10 protein-coding genes are annotated in these 16,445 nt (G+C 54.3%); 6 read left to right on the top strand and 4 right to left on the bottom strand.

The window, feature by feature from the left end:
- Nucleotides 1-204: 204 nt before the first annotated feature.
- The 3 genes from FAZ14_RS00935 to narX form a co-directional block, all read right to left on the bottom strand.
- A complete protein-coding gene (locus FAZ14_RS00935) occupies nt 205-1,485 on the bottom strand; it encodes an acyltransferase family protein (protein WP_153507902.1) in 1,281 nt (426 codons plus the stop codon).
- A 273-nt stretch (nt 1,486-1,758) separates the two neighbouring features.
- A complete protein-coding gene (gene narL / locus FAZ14_RS00930; protein WP_012884498.1) occupies nt 1,759-2,406 on the bottom strand; it encodes a two-component system response regulator NarL in 648 nt (215 codons plus the stop codon).
- A complete protein-coding gene (gene narX / locus FAZ14_RS00925) occupies nt 2,399-4,207 on the bottom strand; it encodes a nitrate/nitrite two-component system sensor histidine kinase NarX (RefSeq protein WP_016942375.1) in 1,809 nt (602 codons plus the stop codon). The genes narL and narX overlap by 8 nt, the downstream gene beginning before the upstream one ends.
- Before the next feature lie 419 nt (nt 4,208-4,626).
- Here narX and FAZ14_RS00920 point away from each other — a divergent pair, with 419 nt between their 5' ends.
- Together FAZ14_RS00920 and FAZ14_RS00915 are read left to right on the top strand one after the other, a co-directional pair.
- Nucleotides 4,627-6,018 (top strand): NarK family nitrate/nitrite MFS transporter, encoded by a 1,392-nt coding sequence (locus FAZ14_RS00920; RefSeq protein ID WP_016942374.1) that lies wholly within the window; start codon nt 4,627-4,629, stop codon nt 6,016-6,018.
- Between the two features lie 247 nt (nt 6,019-6,265).
- Complete coding sequence (locus FAZ14_RS00915) at nt 6,266-6,871, top strand: TetR/AcrR family transcriptional regulator (protein WP_029456454.1); 606 nt, start codon at nt 6,266-6,268, stop codon at nt 6,869-6,871.
- A 114-nt stretch (nt 6,872-6,985) separates the two neighbouring features.
- Here FAZ14_RS00915 and FAZ14_RS00910 read toward each other — a convergent pair whose 3' ends face one another.
- A complete protein-coding gene (locus tag FAZ14_RS00910; RefSeq protein ID WP_016942372.1) occupies nt 6,986-8,986 on the bottom strand; it encodes an oxidoreductase in 2,001 nt (666 codons plus the stop codon).
- Nucleotides 8,987-9,544: 558 nt separating this feature from the next.
- Here FAZ14_RS00910 and FAZ14_RS00905 point away from each other — a divergent pair.
- Genes FAZ14_RS00905 through narI form a run of 4 tightly spaced genes read left to right on the top strand, consistent with a single transcriptional unit; the run spans nt 9,545 to nt 16,267 of the window.
- Nucleotides 9,545-13,315 carry a nitrate reductase subunit alpha gene (locus FAZ14_RS00905; protein ID WP_016942371.1) on the top strand — a complete coding sequence of 1,257 codons (3,771 nt, stop codon included), beginning with the start codon at nt 9,545-9,547 and terminating at the stop codon, nt 13,313-13,315.
- Entirely contained in the window at nt 13,315-14,874 is a 1,560-nt protein-coding gene (gene narH / locus FAZ14_RS00900) for a nitrate reductase subunit beta (RefSeq protein WP_153507901.1), read from the top strand. Before FAZ14_RS00905 ends, narH begins: the two co-directional genes overlap by 1 nt.
- Nucleotides 14,871-15,590: a nitrate reductase molybdenum cofactor assembly chaperone gene (gene narJ / locus FAZ14_RS00895; protein WP_153507900.1), complete on the top strand. Its 720-nt coding sequence runs from the start codon at nt 14,871-14,873 to the stop codon at nt 15,588-15,590. The genes narH and narJ overlap by 4 nt, the downstream gene beginning before the upstream one ends.
- Entirely contained in the window at nt 15,590-16,267 is a 678-nt protein-coding gene (gene narI, locus FAZ14_RS00890) for a respiratory nitrate reductase subunit gamma (RefSeq protein WP_016942368.1), read from the top strand. The genes narJ and narI overlap by 1 nt, the downstream gene beginning before the upstream one ends.
- The last annotated feature ends 178 nt before the right edge of the window (nt 16,268-16,445 follow it).

Here is a 16,445-nt window from a genome sequence, read left to right as displayed (position 1 = left end):
CTAAAAGTGAAAGACGCCGTTCAAACGGCTTGCCGATGTATCGATATACCGGTTACTTCCCGGCGAGGCAACATTAACAGGAATCGTGCCGCGCCTCTAGGTATAAGTGACCCATAATTAGAATGGAAATTGTTATAAACCGTGTGATTAATGATTTACGGCTATAACGGTGATGGAGATCACATCACCGTTAAGCCGCTGTCATCAGGCTGCGCTGCGGGAAGGTTGGAAGCGGCGAGTGAGGAAGCGTTCGGTCAGCGACTGCTTCATGCGGGTCACGACCTGTTCCTGGAATATCACGCACAAGGTAACGGTTGTGAGCAGGAATACCCCGTAGCCAGTCATGGAGACGTCCACGCGTCCTGCTGCATCGATGCACGCCTGCCAGTCGGTAAAGCATTGCAACGGATTGCCGCGTAATAACTGTTCTAAGGTTCGGAACAGATTAAACAGCGGCACGTGCAGGGCGAAAATCGACAGTGATGCGCCACCCAGGCGGGTTGCCCAGGTTTTCAGCGTCTCGCTGCCTGGTTCTCGGGCATGAGCACACAAACAGACCAAGGCAACCTGTGCCGGTAACAGCAGGCCGTTGTGCAACAGGAAATACCAGTAGTGCTCGCCATGCGTAAATAACCAGGTCGCGATGATGAAGCTCAGAGCGATAAATACGCCCAGCGCTTTACGTTGGGTCGAACCTTGCATCCAGGTCAACGCCGCTATCTTACCGTCCCGATATTGACGGAAAATGGCGTAACCCACTATCCCGGCTAAAAATTCCGGCAGTCGGAGTAGTGGATTGCGTTGCAGCAAACCGGTATACGGCACGCCATATAATTGATGCCAGATAACCCATACCGGCGGTAGCAGGTATAACAGGAACAGGGCCACCAGCCACAAACGCGGGTAACGACTGCCCAACAGCCGTGGAGCCAGTAACGGGAACAATAAATAGAAAAAGAACAACGTCGAGACCGACCACAACGGCGCGTTGAAGGTCAAAAAATAGGGGTTCCACGCCTGTAACATCAGCAGTTGCAGCAGTCCATTCACAGCCAACTGCACGTTATCCATGTAGTGGCGCAGGGTTTCCGGGGCGACACCAGGGTCGTTACTGTCGTAGATGACGAAGCGGGCGCTGGCGACTTGCCCATCGGGGGGGATAGCCAGCCAGTGCATCAGGCTGACCACCACAATGGAGGACACCAGACCGATAATATGGATTGGGTAGAGGTTAAACAGCCGCTTAGCCAGAAAATGCCGGGCGGGTTCACGCAACTGGCCTTCACGCAGGTAAACGTGCGTCAGCAGAAAGCCAGACAACACAAAGAATGTGCTGGTGGCGAAGAATCCCATGCTGGTCAATTCGTTGAGAAAGGGGATCTTGTCACGCTGCGGATAGATATGTACGGTGTGGTAAACCATCACATAGCATCCAAGCAAAAATCGGAGCCATTCAAGTCCAATAAATCGTTCTCTGACTTTCATTCTCTTTTTCCTCCGGTTAAGCCTGGCTAAAGCGCAATGAAACGCCGAACGAGGTGAGTCTAGGAAATGAATATGGGGAAATATCTAGGAAAATGGCGATAAAGTACTAAAAATTATGAACGGCGGTTACTCTATCAGTCGTATTGCAAGTAAACGTATAGAAATGTAGATGGGTGTATTTTACTGTAATTTTTAACATCAAGACGTAAAACGCAACATCATCGAGCGGTGATGGTGGATAACAGGATAACAGGCGGCACAAGCCGCCGTTGGTTAGAAAATCTTCTCTTGTACTACCCAGACTGCTGCTTCTACGCGTGAGCGCAGCTTCATTTTTTTCAACAGGTGTTTGACGTGTACTTTTACCGTACTTTCGGTAATCGTCAACTTGCGGGCGATCACTTTGTTGGGCAACCCTTGGGCTATTAGCTTCAGAATGTCTTTTTCCCGCGGGGTCAATTGCTGGATATCACGGGTATCCGTGCTGCGTGTCTCGCGCAGGCTGGCCGCCAGAACCGGTGTCAGGGTATCACTGAGTACCATTTTCCCTGCCGCTGCCTGATGAAGCGCGACCAGCAAGTCCTCCGGTTCCATATCTTTTAGCAAATAGCCATCGGCTCCGCTTTTAAAGGCGCTGATCACGTCTTCCTCATGGTTCGACACGGTAAATACCACGATGCGCCCGGATAACGAGGTTTCCCGCAGGCGGGCCAGCGTTTCCAGCCCGTTCATGCCCGGCATATTCAAATCCAGCAAGATCAGGTCCGGGTCGAGCTGTTCTGCCAGCGTCACACCCTGTTCCCCCTCACTGGCCTCACCGACCACACACAGGTCTGGCGCCATACTGAGTAGCTGTTTGACGCCATTGCGTAGCATCGGATGGTCATCAATAAGCAGTACGGTAGAGGCGTCATTAGTCATGGTTTTCTCCTGATAATACGGGGGGCTGGCGAGAGTCGGCCTGAAAACGGACATACACTTCCGTGCCGCCGGAAACAAGACGTTGAACAGTACAGTCGCCGTGAAGGCTTCGGGCGCGGTCGCGCATGATGATAAGACCATAGTGGTTGGTACGACGGTTGTCATCACTGATGCCGATGCCGTTATCACGCACACGCAGCTCGATATACCCTTGCTGTTGACTCAGGGTAATGCTGGTTGCCGTCGCCTGCGCATGTTTATAGGTGTTACTCAGTGCTTCACGCACGATCTGCAACAGGTGGATCCCTTGGTGGGCAGAGACGGCCTGCGGTGGCAGTTGGTAGTTCAGTACGATGTCATAGCCGAGCCGTTGATTGAACTCCTCCACGGTGGAGCGTAATGCCGCCAGCAGGCCGGATTCTGACAGCTTCAAACGGAAAGTGGTCAGTAATTCACGTAACTGCCGGTAAGCGGTATTGATTTCATCGCGCATGGCGTCCAACTGCTGTTGTATTTCTGGTGTCAATGCGGTGTGCTGCATTTGCAGGCAACTAACCTGAATCTTCAGACAAGAGAGCGACTGGGCAATCGAGTCGTGTAACTCCCGGGCGATGGTGGCGCGTTCTTCCATCAGCATCAGTTGTTGTTGATGGCTGGATTGCCGTTCAAGCGCCAGTGTGCTGGTTAGCTGCTCCAACAATGTATTGAGCAACTGGTGTTGGTCGGGGGTCAGGTGTTGGTGAACCGGCAGTCGTGCCAATACCACACCGTAGTGACCGAGCTTATCATGCAGATTCCAGCTTACCGGTTTGCCTTCATACGTCATCCGGGTTGAAAAGTGCGCACAGCGCTGACAGGCGCCGTCCGGGCAGGTGTCAGGGTTGGGAATGACGGTCAGGCTGGAAGGCGTGACATGTGCCTGATGGTTATCTTCATACAACTGTAACTGAATGCCGGTCAGCGGCATCAACGCGCTGAGTTCATCCAGCACGGGCAGCAAGCGGCTACACAGCGGCGCATTGGTATGCAAGCGGCGACTGGAACGATAAAGAAACGCCAGTGTGTCGTTTTTTTGTTGTAAATCAGCGGTCTTTTCCACTACACGCTGTTCCAGGTCACGGTACATCGCCGACAATTCATCCGACATGTTGTTTAGCGCTTGCGCCAGCGTGCTCATTTCATCCTGACCGTGCGGGGTCACCCGCTGGTGAAATTCACCCTGACCGATGGCTTGAGCCATCGACAGCAACTTGCGCCAGGGGGTCAGCAACCGGTGACGCAGATAGAAAATGGTGAGCACCAACAGCGACAGCATGATGACGATAAACATGCGCTGTACCAGCGTCACCAGCCGCAGGTGCGCTTCTGTCTTCTGGTCGATAGCCAGTACCAGCGCGTCCAGATGGTGGACAAAATCCGCGACGGCGTCGGCAGCATCCGCCGGACGTTCTGCCTGACGTAGACTTGGTTTCAATTGATCGGCCCAGTAGCGTTGCAGCGTGGTGAATTGCTCGCTTAGCCCCTCGCGTATGACTGCCTGACGCAGATCGTTGTCGTTTTCATCACGTTCCAGCTCTTGCAGATAATGGTCGCTGCCCGCGCTAAGCGGCACCATCGACAATAACCGGTAACTTTGCATGCGCAGAGAACCGGCTTTATTGATGGCGTGTGCGTTGCCCTGAATGCTTTGTGACATCCAGCTTGATATCGCCATACCAGCAATACCCAGCAGGCCAAGCAGTAGCATGGACAACGCCACCTGATTGACCAGTGAGAGTGGAAGCCGAAAGCGTCTTAACATGAGGGAAACCGCCTGTGACGAAAGTGGAAACACATGTGTATGCTAAAGAATAGACTGCGGGTCAGACAGGTTACCTTGATTCCGACCGGTGCCGGTTAGCTATTGTGGATTCAGTGTGGAAATCCATTCATGCCACACCACGGCATTTTTTCTTATTTCCAGAAGTAACCCTATACCCACAAAGGGTTACTCCACAATTTCCATTGGTAGGTAGTGGTGAGTACCGTGACGGAGTTAATGGTCATAACATGATGAAACGACACCATTAACTGGTCATGGCGACTTACCTATTTGGGAGAGGGTGTTAAATCAGCGCATTTTTTTACCCAACAAGCTGTTGATGTATATCAAGTTTGCTTCGGTCATACCCTCTAATGTGGCGCGTAGTGATAGGGGTATTTTTCTGACCGAGGCTTGTTATGACGCAGTCAACCATTACGCCAGGTGCTTCACGGCAGACTGTTATCCGGGAATGGCGCCCGGAGGATGTACAGTTCTGGCAAAAACAGGGGCGTGGTATCGCGCAACGTAACCTGTGGATTTCCATTCCTTGTCTGTTGTTGGCTTTCTGTGTCTGGATGTTGTTCAGCACAGTGGCTGTCAATTTGAACAAAGTCGGTTTCCATTTCAGTACCGATGAACTGTTTATGCTGACGGCATTACCATCGGTATCCGGGGCATTATTGCGGGTACCGTATTCATTTATTATTCCGCTGGCAGGCGGACGCCGCTGGACCACCTTCAGTACGCTGATTCTGGTGATTCCGTGTGTGTGGCTGGGGTTTGCCGTGCAGGATCCACAGACACCGTACAACGTATTTATCATTATTTCGCTGTTGTGTGGATTCGCTGGCGCTAACTTTGCTTCCAGCATGGCGAATATCAGCTTCTTTTTCCCGAAAGCACAGCAGGGTGGTGCGCTGGGGTTAAATGGCGGGTTTGGCAATCTGGGCGTTAGCGTGATGCAGCTACTGGTGCCGGTGGTGATCTTTCTGCCAGTACTGAGTTTCACGGGTAAAGGTATCGTTCAGCCGGATGGCAGCCAGGTCTGGCTGCAGAATGCACCTTGGGTATGGGTACCGTTGTTGCTTATCGCTTCGGCGGCGGCCTGGTTCGGTATGAATGATCTTTCCACCGCCAGAGCGTCACTGCGTCAGCAGTTGCCGGTACTGAAACGCGCACACCTGTGGATCTTAAGCGTACTGTATCTGTCGGCGTTCGGCTCGTTTATCGGTTTTTCTGCCGGTTTCGCTATGTTGTCGAAAACCCAGTTTCCGGATGTGGTAGTCCTGCATTACGCCTTTTTCGGGCCGTTGCTTGGTGCGCTGGCGCGTCCGGTGGGTGGCATGCTGTCGGACCGCTTCGGTGGTGTGCGGGTGACACTGATTAATTTTGTGTTGATGGCTATCCTGTCACTGCTGCTGTTCACCGCATTGCCGGGTCAGAATCAGCCGGGCTCCTTCCTGATGTTCTTCGGCATTTTCATGCTGTTGTTTTTGACAGCCGGGCTGGGAAGTGGCTCCACCTTCCAGATGATCGCGGTGATCTTCCGTGGTATGACGATGGAAAGGGTCACGGCCGCAGGTGGTGATACTGAGGAAGCGCAGCGTAGTGCTGTGACCGATACCGCCGCGGCGTTAGGGTTTATCTCCGCTATCGGTGCTATCGGCGGCTTTTTCATTCCGAAAGCGTTTGGAACATCGCTGGCGCTGACCGGTTCACCTGCCGGTGCCATGAAGGTGTTTGTGGTGTTCTATGTTGCCTGTGTGTTGATCACCTGGCTGTGTTACGGGCGCAAAACGCGCGCCTGAGTTCTGATGTGTGTGACGTGCCAGGGTGTGCCTGGCGCGTCGGCACAGGCAAAGAGGCCTGAGCTATCCTACCCCATAAATTCCCATACCTCATGAATTGCCGTGTCCAAATGAATTACCGCTCCCGAATATAGTGCCGATGGCTGATGAGTGGTATAACGCTGGTCGGGAATGTGCGCCGGTTTTTCGGCGGCGGACGGGATGCCTGGCTGCTACTTCCCTGTGATGCCAATGATTTGGGATACCTATGACAACAGAAAAATTAACGACACGGCAGTTAAGAAACCTGGCGACGCGAAAGAAACTCTATGAGAGTACGCTCAGGTTAATGGAAGATATGGCAATTGACGATATCACCATCAGCCATATCTGTACCGATGCGGGTGTTTCGGTCGGGTCTTTTTACCGGCATTTTAAAACCAAAACCGACATCTTCGTCGAAATGTATGAGCAGGCAGACACCTATTTCCTGGATAAATACCATTCTCAGTATCTTGCCGCGACAACACGGGAACGGATTCTGGAGTTCTTCGACACATATTCTCAGTATCAGCTAAAGATCGGTTTGCAAACGGTAAAGCAGCTTTATACCTGCAATAATAAGCTGTTTATTATGAGAGGCCGGAATATGCAGAAGATGTTACAGCGCATCATTGAAAATGGTCAGGAGAACGGGGATATCGATAATACGGATTCTGCCGAAAATATTACGCAGTATCTTTTTATTTCGGCACGAGGATTGATTTATAACTGGTGCCTGCATGATGGCGGTTTTGATTTGCGGGAAGGGATGCGCAATTATATGAATAGATTGCTGGTATCAATCCAGTGTCCGCATCCAGGTAACACGTGATGTTGCAGCAGTCCTGCGATTCGAGGATGTTGCGATAAAAAGATTCGCCTGTTTCCATGGTGATACCCGATCAACGAAAACAGGCGAGAGCATGACTTATCGCCGGTGCGGTGATTAGATGTTTTTGGCTACCTCATAGGCATCCCAAATCGCGTACATGATATTTTGCACCTGCTTGGCATCGCCCAAGAGATAGGTTTCTGGCAATTCATTGCGTACTGACTCGTATAATGTTTTTTGCGAATGATAGCCGATGGCTAATATTGCAGAGTCAGCGGCCAGCACGGTTTCTTCATTGGCTGCGTTTTTCAAAATAAAGCCCGTATCCGTTGCCCCGGAAACTACGGTATCTGTTAACAGCCGAATGTTTTTAAACGCTACCAGATCCCGCAGCATGTCTTCATTGGCATGGCATAGCGGGCCACCGATGGTCAGAATATCACCCTGCATTTCGACCAGTGTTACCTGTTTGCCCTGATTGACCAACCAGAGCGCGGTTTCGCAGCCGACCAGTCCGCCACCAATAATAATGGTGTGATTGCCGGGGGCTTTCTTACCGAGCAATACCTCTTCTGCGGTATAGACGTTATGGGCTGAGCCAATGGAGAAGGTACGAGGTGAGGAGCCGGTGGCGAAAATAACCGCGTCGGCATCACTGTTTAACAGCATCTCCTGCGTCACTGTGCTGGAAAAATGAACGTCGACGTTTAAGTCTTGCAGGGTGTCCTGATACCAGGTAGCCAGCAGATGATCATCTTCTTTGAAGTCCGGGACACCGCCGGGAATCAGGTTGCCGCCAAGGCGGTTCGCTTTCTCGTGCAGAACCACACGGTGCCCGCGTAGCGCCGCAACGCGAGCAGCTTCGCAGCCTGCCGGGCCGCCGCCGACGATCAAGACTTTCTTGGATTGATCCGCTTTGCCGATGGCATAGTCTTTTTCCCGTCCACAGGCTGGATTGACGGCGCAGGAGATGGCCGCGAATTTAGCCAGGCGCCCCATACACCCTTCCTGACAGGATAAACAGGGGCGAACCTTATGAAATTTCCCAGCTTTGATTTTATTGGGAATTTCTGCATCGGCCAGCAAAGGGCGACCTAAAGCTATCATATCCGTCTGGCCACTGAGGATGGCATTGCTGGCCCGGTCAGGATCTTCCATCCGGCCAGCGGTGATGACCGGCACAGTAAGAATGCGTTTTAGAATTTCGTTATAAGGCAGGTACAAGCCTTTGTCCTGATACATCGGCGGGTGCGCCCAATACCAGGAGTCATAGGAACCCACGTCACCATTGAAGGCGTCATATCCGGCTTCTTCCAGGATTCTGGCCGCCTCGATACCTTCTTCAATATCGCGTCCCTGCTCGGCGAAGGTTTCTCCTGGCAAGCCGCCTTGTCGCCAGTCTTTGATAAAGCTCTTGATACTATAGCGCAGTGATACCGGGTAATCCTGCCCGCATTCGGCCTTGATAGCCTGAACAATTTCGATGGCAAATCGCAGGCGGTTTCTCAGGCTGCCGCCGTATTCATCTGTGCGTTGGTTGAAGAAGGAAATGGCGAACTGATCCAGCAAGTATCCTTCGTGTACCGCGTGTATTTCGATACCGTCAAACCCGGCCTTTTGCGCAATGGCGGCCGACTCCGCAAATTTTCTGACATACGTGTGAATTTCCTCTCTGGTCAGTTCCCGGCAGGTGACGTCGGGCAACCAGCGATGAGGAATGGGCGACGGGGCAACGGCGGTGCGGCCGACGATAGCGGGAATACTGACGCGGCCAAATCCGGCAGAGAGCTGTAAAAAGATTTTGGCATCGTAGGCATGGATTCGCTCGGTCATCATTTTGGCGGTTTTGATGAAATTGAGCGGATTTAACGTCGGGCAGGGCATGGAGGGCAGGGCGCATTTTTCAATATCGTTTTCCACCATGGTCACGCCTGTCATGATAAGGCCGGTTCCCCCTCTGGCGCGCTCAATATAGTACTCCGCGCCTCGCTCGTTAAAACACCCGTCAGCGTCACACAAGCCACCAGGTCCCATCGGTGCCATGACGAATCGGTTCTTGATCTCCAGTTTTCCAATATTAAACGGCTCAAATAGGATTTTATGGTTCGGGTTCATGATAGGAACTCCCTGGTTTTGGCATAAGGGTGAATCGCTGAATTTTAACAAAGTGAATATATTCACTGAATGTGTTCATTATAATGTTTTTATCCTTATAAAATGTGATGGAAATTAAGGTTTGTGCGCCATGGATCAATCTATTCAGCCGGGTGAACGCTTCCATTCGCCGTGCCATCGGTTGGGGGCCTGTGCTGATGATGTCGTTGCGTATCGCCTTTTCCCCTGCAGGCAGCGCTGCTCTACCTCTAAAGAGTCCTTAACGGAAATTACCTGCCCCCCCTTTCATGAGGAAGGGTCTAATTGTGTTTTTATTCAATTAATTAGAGGGGTTTTTTGCATTAATCCTTTAGTGGTATTTCCCCCGCTGGGAGGGCGTAAACACCAGATGGAGCTTGATCACTGTCAATTCTGCCTCAGAGTCGGCTGGCTAAGCTGCGGTCCATAGTGAGCAAAGCATCAGGCTGTTTTCCCGATAATGCCGTGCGAAGTCGGTGGTCAGCCTGACCCTTTTCCATAACGACAGGGACCTTCAGGTTCCGCAGCAGGAGAGTCCGGATGAGCAAATTTCTTGACCGGTTACGCTATTTCAAACAGGTGGCCGAACCGTTTTCCGGTGATCACGGCCAGACACTGAATACCAACCGTGACTGGGAGGATGGCTACCGTAGCCGCTGGCAACATGACAAAGTGGTGCGTTCGACGCATGGCGTCAACTGTACCGGCTCATGTAGCTGGAAAATTTACGTCAAAAACGGGCTGGTCACCTGGGAGACGCAACAAACCGATTACCCTCGCACCCGGCCTGATCTGCCGAACCATGAACCGCGCGGCTGCCCACGCGGTGCCAGTTATTCCTGGTATCTCTATAGCGCCAACCGCCTGAAATACCCGATGATGCGTAAGCGCCTGATGAAGCTGTGGCGTGAAGCGCGTCGTCACCATGCTGACCCGGTAGATGCCTGGGCGTCGATTGTTGGCGATGCGAATAAAACGAAAGAATACAAGCAAGTCCGTGGTCGTGGTGGTTTTGTCCGTGCCGACTGGCAGGAAGTGAATGAGCTGATTGCTGCCGCTAACGTGTATACCGCCAAAACCTTTGGCCCGGACCGGGTGATTGGCTTTTCGCCGATCCCGGCGATGTCGATGGTGTCTTACGCCGCCGGTGCCCGTTACCTGTCACTGATGGGTGGGGTGTGCCTGAGTTTCTACGACTGGTATTGCGACCTGCCGCCCGCCTCACCGCAGACCTGGGGCGAGCAAACCGACGTGCCGGAATCGGCCGACTGGTATAACTCGTCGTACATTATTGCCTGGGGTTCCAACGTACCGCAGACCCGTACTCCTGATGCGCATTTCTTTGCTGAAGTCCGTTACAAAGGCACCAAAACGGTTGCCATTACCCCGGATTATGCCGAAATCGCCAAACTGTGTGATCAGTGGCTGAACCCGAAACAAGGTACCGACAGCGCGCTGGCGCTGGCAATGGGCCACGTGATCCTCAACGAGTTCCATCTCAAGCAACCGCGTCAATATTTCACTGACTATGTGCGCCGCTATACCGACATGCCGATGTTGGTATTGCTGGAACCGCGTGCCGATGGCAGCTACGCCGCCGGGCGTTTATTGCGAGCCGCCGACCTGGTGGGGAATCTGGGCCAGCAAAACAACCCGGAATGGAAAACCATCGCGATTGATGAAACCACGGGCGAGCTGGTAGCGCCGCAGGGTTCTATCGGCTATCGCTGGGGTGAGCAAGGCAAATGGAACCTGGAACAGCGCGAAGGGGGTTCCCAGCGTGATGTTAACCTGCAACTGAGCTTGCTGGGCCACCATGACGAGGTGGTGTCCGTCGGCTTCCCGTATTTTGGCGGTGCCACCAGTGAACACTTTGCCAGCGTCGCGCTCGATGAAGTGCTGCTGCATCAACTGCCGGTAAAACGCCTGACGCTGGCTGACGGTCAGGAAGGGCTGGTGACCAGCGTCTTTGATCTGACGCTGGCTAATTACGGTGTGGATCGTGGCTTGGATGACGCACAGTGCGCCAGTGATTACGATCAGGTCAAAGCCTATACCCCGGCGTGGGCCGAGCAGATTACCGGCGTATCACGGCAGAACATCATCCGCATCGCACGTGAGTTTGCCGACAACGCCGACAAAACCCACGGACGCTCGATGATCATCGTCGGTGCCGGTATGAACCACTGGTATCACCTCGACATGAACTACCGAGGGATCATCAACATGCTGATCTTCTGCGGTTGTGTCGGGCAGAGCGGCGGCGGCTGGGCACACTATGTCGGCCAGGAGAAACTGCGCCCGCAAACCGGCTGGTTGCCGCTGGCGTTCGGTCTGGACTGGCAGCGTCCGCCACGTCACATGAACAGCACCTCGTTCTTCTATAACCATTCCAGCCAGTGGCGCTATGAAACCGTTGCACCGCAGGAATTGTTGTCGCCGCTGGCAGACTCATCACGCTTTAGTGGCAGTTTGATTGATTTTAACGTGCGTGCTGAGCGCATGGGCTGGTTGCCTTCCGCACCACAACTGGGTGCCAACCCGCTGCGTATCGCCGAACAGGCTGCCGCCGCCGGTATGTCACCGCAGGATTTCACCATAGCGGAACTGAAAGCCGGTCGTCTGCGTTTTGCCGCTGAGCAGCCGGACAGCCCGCAAAACTTCCCGCGTAACCTGTTTATCTGGCGTTCCAACTTGCTGGGCTCTTCCGGTAAGGGCCATGAGTACATGCTGAAGTATCTGCTGGGTACCGAGCACGGTATTCAGGGACAGGACCTGGGCGAGCAGGGGGCGGTCACACCGGAAGAAGTGGAATGGCGCGCACAAGGTGGTGAAGGCAAGCTGGATCTGGTCGTGACGCTGGATTTCCGTATGTCCAGTACCTGCCTCTATTCCGACATCGTGTTGCCGACCGCCACCTGGTATGAAAAAGACGACATGAACACCTCGGATATGCATCCGTTCATTCATCCGTTGTCTGCCGCGGTCGACCCGGCCTGGGAGTCGAAAACCGACTGGGAAATCTATAAAGGGCTGGCAAAAACCTTCTCTCGCGTGTGTCAGGGTCACCTTGGGGTCGAAACCGATGTGGTCACGTTGCCGATTCAGCACGACTCCGCCGCCGAACTGGCGCAGCCGCTGGGTGTGAAAGACTGGAAAAAAGGCGAATGTGACCTGATACCGGGTAAAACCGCACCGCACATTATGACCGTGGAACGCGATTACCCGAACCTGTATGCCCGCTTTACCTCACTCGGCCCGCTGCTGGATAAGCTCGGCAACGGCGGTAAAGGTATTAGCTGGAATACGCAACATGAAGTGGACCTCCTCAAGCGCCTGAACCGGGTGCAGGAGGAGGGCGCGGCGGCAGGTCGCCCGAGAATCGACAGTGCCATTGATGCGGCTGAAGTGATTCTGTCGCTGGCACCGGAAACCAACGGTCAGGTGGCGGTGAAAGCCTGGGATGCGTTGGGTAAGGTCACCGGGCGTGATCACACCCATCTGGCGCACCCGAAAGAGGATGAGAAAATTCGTTTTCGGGATATTCAGGCACAGCCACGCAAGATCATCTCCAGCCCAACCTGGTCTGGCCTTGAAGACGAGCATGTGTCTTACAACGCCTGTTACACCAACGTGCATGAGCTGATTCCGTGGCGCACTATCTCCGGTCGCCAGCAACTGTATCAGGATCATGAGTGGATGCGTGCCTTCGGTGAAAGCCTGTTGGTTTACCGTCCGCCGGTAGATACCCGTGCCGCTCAGCCGTTGTTGAACAAGAAACCGAACGGTAACCCGGAGAAGGCGCTCAACTTCCTGACGCCGCATCAGAAATGGGGGATTCACTCTACCTATAGTGAAAACCTGTTGATGCTGACACTCAGCCGTGGTGGTCCGATCGTCTGGCTGAGCGAGGATGATGCCCGCGAGCTGAACATCGTCGATAACGACTGGATAGAAGTATTTAACGCTAACGGTGCGCTGACGGCCCGTGCGGTGGTAAGCCAGCGTGTTCCGGCAGGGATGACCATGATGTACCACGCGCAGGAGCGACTGGTGCACCTGCCGGGTTCTGAAATCACCGGCCAGCGCGGCGGTATCCATAACTCCGTGACGCGTGTTTGCCCGAAACCAACCCATATGATTGGCGGCTATGCCCAACTGGCGTACGGCTTTAACTACTACGGCACTGTCGGTTCTAACCGCGATGAATTCGTGGTGGTGCGTAAGATGAACCGTATCGACTGGCTGGATGAGGACAGCCATGACGACCTGTCTTCCCATGTGCAACCTCATCTGCAGGAGAAAGCCTGATGAAAATTCGTTCACAAGTCGGCATGGTGCTGAATCTGGATAAATGCATTGGCTGCCACACCTGTTCGGTGACCTGTAAAAACGTCTGGACCAGCCGCGAAGGGGTGGAATACGCCTGGTTCAACAACGTGGAAACCAAACCCGGCACCGGTTATCCCCATGCCTGGGAAGATCAGGAAAAATGGAAGGGCGGCTGGATTCGTAAGATCAACGGTCGACTGGAACCGCGCATGGGTAACCGTGTGGGGGTGTTGTCGAAGATTTTCGCCAACCCGGATGTTCCAGCGCTGGATGACTACTACGAGCCGTTTGACTACGACTACGCACACCTGCAACGTGCCGGCGAAAGTCGGCATCAGCCAGTGGCACGTCCGCGTTCGCTGATAACCGGCCAGCGCATGGAGAAGATCGAAAACGGTCCGAACTGGGAAGATGATCTGGGTGGTGAGTTCAGCAAACGCTCGCAGGACAAGAACTTCGACGACATGCAGAAAGACATGTACGGACAGTTCGAAAACACTTTCATGATGTACTTGCCGCGACTGTGCGAACACTGCCTGAATCCGGCGTGCGTCGCCACCTGTCCGAGTGGAGCGATTTACAAGCGCGCGGAAGACGGCATTGTGCTGATCGATCAGGATAAATGCCGTGGCTGGCGCATGTGCCTGACTGGCTGCCCGTACAAGAAAATCTACTTCAACTGGAAGAGCGGCAAATCAGAAAAATGTATTTTCTGTTATCCGCGTATTGAATCCGGCATGCCGACGCTGTGCTCGGAAACCTGCGTGGGGCGTATCCGCTATCTGGGTGTCCTGCTCTACGATGCCGACCGCATCGAACAGGCGGCCTCCACGGAGAATGAAACCGATCTGTACAGCCGTCAGTTAGACATTTTCCTCGACCCGAACGACCCCGAGGTGATTGCTCAGGCACAACGTGACGGCATTCCGCTCAGCGTGATTGAAGCCGCACAACAGTCGCCGGTGTACAAACTGGCGGTGGAATGGCAACTGGCGCTGCCGCTGCACCCGGAATACCGCACACTGCCGATGGTGTGGTACGTGCCGCCGTTGTCACCGATTCAGGCAGCAGCCGATGCGGGTAACCTGGCGCACAGCGGTGTCCTGCCGGACGTCGAAAGCCTGCGTATCCCGGTGCAGTATCTGGCGAACCTGCTGACAGCAGGCGATACCCGTCCGGTGCTGCGGGCATTGCGGCGCATGCTGGCGATGCGTCACTTCAAGCGTGCGCAGACCGTCGAGCAGGTCACCGATACCAGCGCGCTGGAGCAGGTGGGGCTGACGCCATCGCAGGCCGAAGAGATGTACCGCTATCTGGCGATCGCCAACTATGAAGATCGCTTTGTGGTGCCGTCCAGCCATCGTGAACTGGCGCGTGAAGCCTTCCCGGAAGCGCATGGCTGTGGCTTCAGCTTCGGCGACGGCTGCCACGGCAGCGATTCCTCGTTCAACCTGTTTAACAGCCGCCGCATTGACGCTATCGACGTCACCAGCAAAACCCAGAACATGAGCCGGCGGATGCAGGAGAACAAGTCATGATCAGTCTTCGTGTTATCGCCCGGCTGCTGGAGTACCCGGATGCGGAGCTGTGGCAACAGCGTCAGGACATGCTGGAGGCGCTGGAGCAGGCTGACGAGCTGCCGCTGCGCCAAAGCGCGCAGTTGTTGCAGTTCATCGGCGACTTTTATCAGGGCGACCTGCTGGACCGACAGGCGCGCTACAGCGAGCTGTTTGATCGCGGTCGTGCGCTGTCATTGCTGCTGTTTGAACACGTCCATGGCGAATCGCGTGAGCGTGGTCAGGCGATGGTGGACTTGCTGACGCAATACCGTGAGGTCGGCCTGGCGCTGGACTGCCGTGAACTGCCGGATTTCCTGCCGCTGTATCTGGAGTATTTGACGTTGCGTGAACCGCAGGCCGCGCGTGATGGACTGCGTGATATCGCGCCGATCCTGACGCTGCTGGCGGAGCGCTTACGCCAGCGCGACAGTGACTATGCCCTGTTGCTGGAGTTGTTACTGACGCTGGCGGCGTGCGAGCCGTCAAGCGACGCGGTGGCGGAGAAAGTGGCGCAAGAAGCACGCGACGACACGCCACTGGCGCTGGATGCCGTATGGGAGGAGGAGCAGGCCCGCTTTTTGGCCGACGCGGGCTGCGCCCCGGCGCAACAAACTCGTCATCAGCGTCGGTTCGCCGACGCGGTGGCACCGCACTACCTGAACCTTGACGCTTCACCGGTCAAAGGAGATTGCTGATGCATTACCTCAATCTGTTTTTATTCGATATCTATCCTTACATCGCCGGTGCGGTTTTCCTGGCAGGCAGCTGGCTGCGTTATGACTATGGTCAGTACAGCTGGCGTGCTGGCTCCAGTCAGATGCTGGATAAAAAAGGCATGCGGCTGGCATCTAACCTGTTCCACATCGGCATTCTGGGCGTACTGGGCGGCCATTTTGTGGGCATGATGACGCCACACTGGATGTACGAATCTTTCCTGCCGTTGGACGTAAAACAGAAAATGGCGATGTTCGGTGGCGGTGCTTGCGGTCTGTTGACGCTGGTTGGCGGTATCTTGTTGTTAAGACGTCGGCTGACTAACCCGCGTGTCCGCGCCACCTCCACCACCGGTGATATTCTGATCCTGACATTGCTGGTGATTCAGGCGGCGTTGGGGTTGTTGACCATCCCGTTTTCCGCGCAGCACATGGACGGCAGCGAGATGATGAAGCTGGTGAACTGGGCGCAGGCCGTCGTCACTTTCCGGGGTGGTGCCTCAGCCTATCTGGATGATGTGGCCTTCATTTTCCGGGTACACCTGGTATTGGGGATGACGCTGTTCCTGCTGTTCCCATTCTGCCGTCTGGTACATATCTGGAGCGCGCCGATTGAGTATCTGACCCGCCGTTATCAACTGGTCAGAAACCGCCACTAATTCATTCCTTTCTCCCCACCACAACGCCGTCTGATGACGGTGTTGTCTGTGTGGGGCATATCCGTTCGTTTTTCTTGCCTTTTGCTCTTTTTATCATCAGCAGAATTTCTGCTATGGTACCATCGTTCGACGCGCCCTTATTATCCCCACAGGCCCGACACCCACGTCATTTCCTATG

This window comes from Dickeya oryzae (assembly GCF_009372235.1).
GTDB lineage: Bacteria > Pseudomonadota > Gammaproteobacteria > Enterobacterales > Enterobacteriaceae > Dickeya > Dickeya oryzae.
Note: the sequence above shows the minus strand (reverse complement) of the source record. Positions and strands in the feature narration are given on the sequence as shown.

Excerpts from the sequence above, each read along its gene's own strand:
- FAZ14_RS00935 (WP_153507902.1), bottom strand. The coding sequence starts at position 1,485 with ATGAAAGTCAGAGAACGATTTATTGGACTTGAATGGCTCCGATTTTTG.
- narL (WP_012884498.1), bottom strand. The coding sequence starts at position 2,406 with ATGACTAATGACGCCTCTACCGTACTGCTTATTGATGACCATCCGATG.
- narX (WP_016942375.1), bottom strand. The coding sequence starts at position 4,207 with ATGTTAAGACGCTTTCGGCTTCCACTCTCACTGGTCAATCAGGTGGCG.
- FAZ14_RS00920 (WP_016942374.1), top strand. The coding sequence starts at position 4,627 with ATGACGCAGTCAACCATTACGCCAGGTGCTTCACGGCAGACTGTTATC.
- FAZ14_RS00915 (WP_029456454.1), top strand. The coding sequence starts at position 6,266 with ATGACAACAGAAAAATTAACGACACGGCAGTTAAGAAACCTGGCGACG.
- FAZ14_RS00910 (WP_016942372.1), bottom strand. The coding sequence starts at position 8,986 with ATGAACCCGAACCATAAAATCCTATTTGAGCCGTTTAATATTGGAAAA.
- FAZ14_RS00905 (WP_016942371.1), top strand. The coding sequence starts at position 9,545 with ATGAGCAAATTTCTTGACCGGTTACGCTATTTCAAACAGGTGGCCGAA.
- narH (WP_153507901.1), top strand. The coding sequence starts at position 13,315 with ATGAAAATTCGTTCACAAGTCGGCATGGTGCTGAATCTGGATAAATGC.
- narJ (WP_153507900.1), top strand. The coding sequence starts at position 14,871 with ATGATCAGTCTTCGTGTTATCGCCCGGCTGCTGGAGTACCCGGATGCG.
- narI (WP_016942368.1), top strand. The coding sequence starts at position 15,590 with ATGCATTACCTCAATCTGTTTTTATTCGATATCTATCCTTACATCGCC.